Here is a 2524-nt window from a genome sequence, read left to right as displayed (position 1 = left end):
CCAGCGCCTACTCGCTACGGGGCACTTCGGAAGTGACAACCGAAGTCAAAGAGCGGACTTCTAGTTGTCATTCCTCCACTGCCCTACGCTCGTGATCTTAGGCGAATACGCTTTTCTTATGGCAAGCTTATTAAAAACAAGTAACTTCCATTGATGACCTGTTTCTTATGTGAAATCTAGCAGTATAACTCATGTGTAAATGTACCATGTTCACAAATTTTTCCTCGTAATACTCCAACTTAAATATCTACCCTCTCTTATACACTCGTTAAATCCATTCCCATTACATACTGTAACTATTTATTTCCGCCAATACGAAGAGAGATGATTGTGATTGTTGTCGCACACTTTACCACATCTCCGATAAATTGACAGGGGTTGTTTTTCGTCTGCAACATTTAACTATGTCAGAAAATGTTACAAAAAGATGAACGGAAATAATAATTATATTGTTTATCATGAATATATATAACCATATTGATAGGCTTGTATAAATTTCAACAACGAGATAATAATTTTTATATTCATCGTTTATACACTTTTTATTAATTATCAGAATATTCTCATTTGATAACTTTGTGATATATTCACAAGTTAAATATCGATTTATGACTTGTTACTAAATGTAGAAAAATTCTTAAAATTGTATAAAGGTGTATAACGATAGGTGTCGAATAGTATTAATAGGGATTAATATGATGTTTTAGTTTTACCGTGAAGGGTATTTAATCATGGTATATATTTTTTTAGGGGAGGTGAAAATGTCGTGGAACATGCACTTACAACTGCAACGTGGTTCTGGTTATTCGTTCCAATGCCGTTAGTCGTGGTCTTATCTGTTATTAATTATTTTGTTGAGGGGAGAGAAACAAATTGAGTATTGAAACACCAACATTAGTTACATTTATAATTTATTTAGTGGGGATGCTTGCAATTGGACTTATTGCTTATCGAATGACAAATAACTTGTCAGATTATGTACTGGGAGGAAGAAGGCTTGGACCTGGAGTAGCTGCACTAAGTGCTGGTGCATCAGACATGAGTAGTTGGCTCCTACTAGGATTGCCTGGTGCTCTATATGCTGCTGGGATGACAGAAATTTGGATTGCAGTAGGTTTAGGTATAGGTGTTTATTTAAATTGGCAGTTTGTTGCGAAACGTCTTCGAATGTATACAGAAATTGCAGGAGATTCTATTACTTTACCAGATTTCTTTGAGAATCGATTTAAGGACAACTCTAAGAGTTTAAGAGTAGTTTCAGCCATTCTTATATTAGTATTCTTTGCATTTTATACGTCAGCAGGTCTTGTGGGCGGTGCCGTATTATTTGAAAATACATTTAATCTAAACTTCCATCAGGCCCTTTGGATCGGTGCTATTGTTATCATTTCATATACATTCCTTGGTGGATTTTTAGCCGTAAGCTGGACTGACTTTGTACAAGGAATTCTAATGTTTGTTGCGCTAATCCTCGTTCCTATTTTTGCTATTCGAGAAATGGGTGGTTGGGGAGAAACAGTCAATCGTGTTGGAAATCTCGATGTGGCTTACTTAGACGCATTTACTGGTGCAAGTGTCTTAGGAATTATTTCCCTACTTGCATGGGGGCTAGGTTATTTTGGTCAACCTCACATCATCACCCGTTTTATGGCAATCAAATCAAAGAACGAAATTCCAAAGGCGCAATTAATTGGTGTTTCGTGGGTAATTTTCGCAATGTTTGGTGCTGTTTTTACTGGATTTGTGGGAATAGCATACTTCGCAGATACTCCACTAGATAATGCTGAAACTGTATTTATTCAATTTACCCAAGTACTATTTCACCCATGGATTGCCGGGTTCTTACTTGCAGCGATTTTAGCAGCAATTATGAGTACCATTGACTCACAATTATTGGTTTCATCAAGTGCTTTAACAGAGGATTTCTATAAAGCTATTTTCCGTAGGAATGCCACACAAAAGGAACTAGTAATCGTTGGGCGTTTAGGGGTTCTCGTAATCGCTATTTTTGCCCTTATCATGGCGTATAATCCTGATGCAACGGTTATGGAACTTGTATCATATGCTTGGGGCGGACTTGGTGCAACATTTGGTCCAATTATCATCATGTCCCTTTTCTGGAAACGAATGACTAAGCTAGGTGGCCTACTGGGGATGATTACAGGTGGAGCAACCATATTCATATGGGACGCTTTATACTCTGCAGGAGTAATCGGGTTCTATATCTATGAAATTGTCCCAGCATTCTTCTTATCAACTCTAGTGATCATTGTCGTGAGTTTAATTGATAAAGAGCCTTCACAAGAAATACAAGATGAGTTTGAAAAAATGAAAGAAAGTTTATAATATGTCTGATAAAGAGCCTCCGAATAAATACTCGGGGGCTCTATTTAAAAGATAAGCGTATAAGTTTTTGCACCTTCGGGCAATGTCTAGCTCCATCGCCTACTCGCATGGGAACTGAAAAAGTGGTGCTTTTCCACTTTTACAGTCCCTAAGCAATGAGCGTAGCCGTCGCAATCTT

1 protein-coding gene is annotated in these 2524 nt (G+C 37.5%); it reads left to right on the top strand.

The features are described from left to right. The first annotated feature begins 924 nt into the window (after nt 1–924). On the top strand, nt 925–2346 hold the full coding sequence (gene putP / locus KS419_RS01155; protein ID WP_380086441.1) for a sodium/proline symporter PutP: 1422 nt from the start codon (nt 925–927) through the stop codon (nt 2344–2346). Nucleotides 2347–2524: the final 178 nt, after the last annotated feature.

Origin of the sequence: Evansella tamaricis, from assembly GCF_019042215.1 — a bacterium.
Lineage (GTDB): Bacteria > Bacillota > Bacilli > Bacillales > Salisediminibacteriaceae > Evansella > Evansella tamaricis.
Note: the sequence above shows the minus strand (reverse complement) of the source record. Positions and strands in the feature narration are given on the sequence as shown.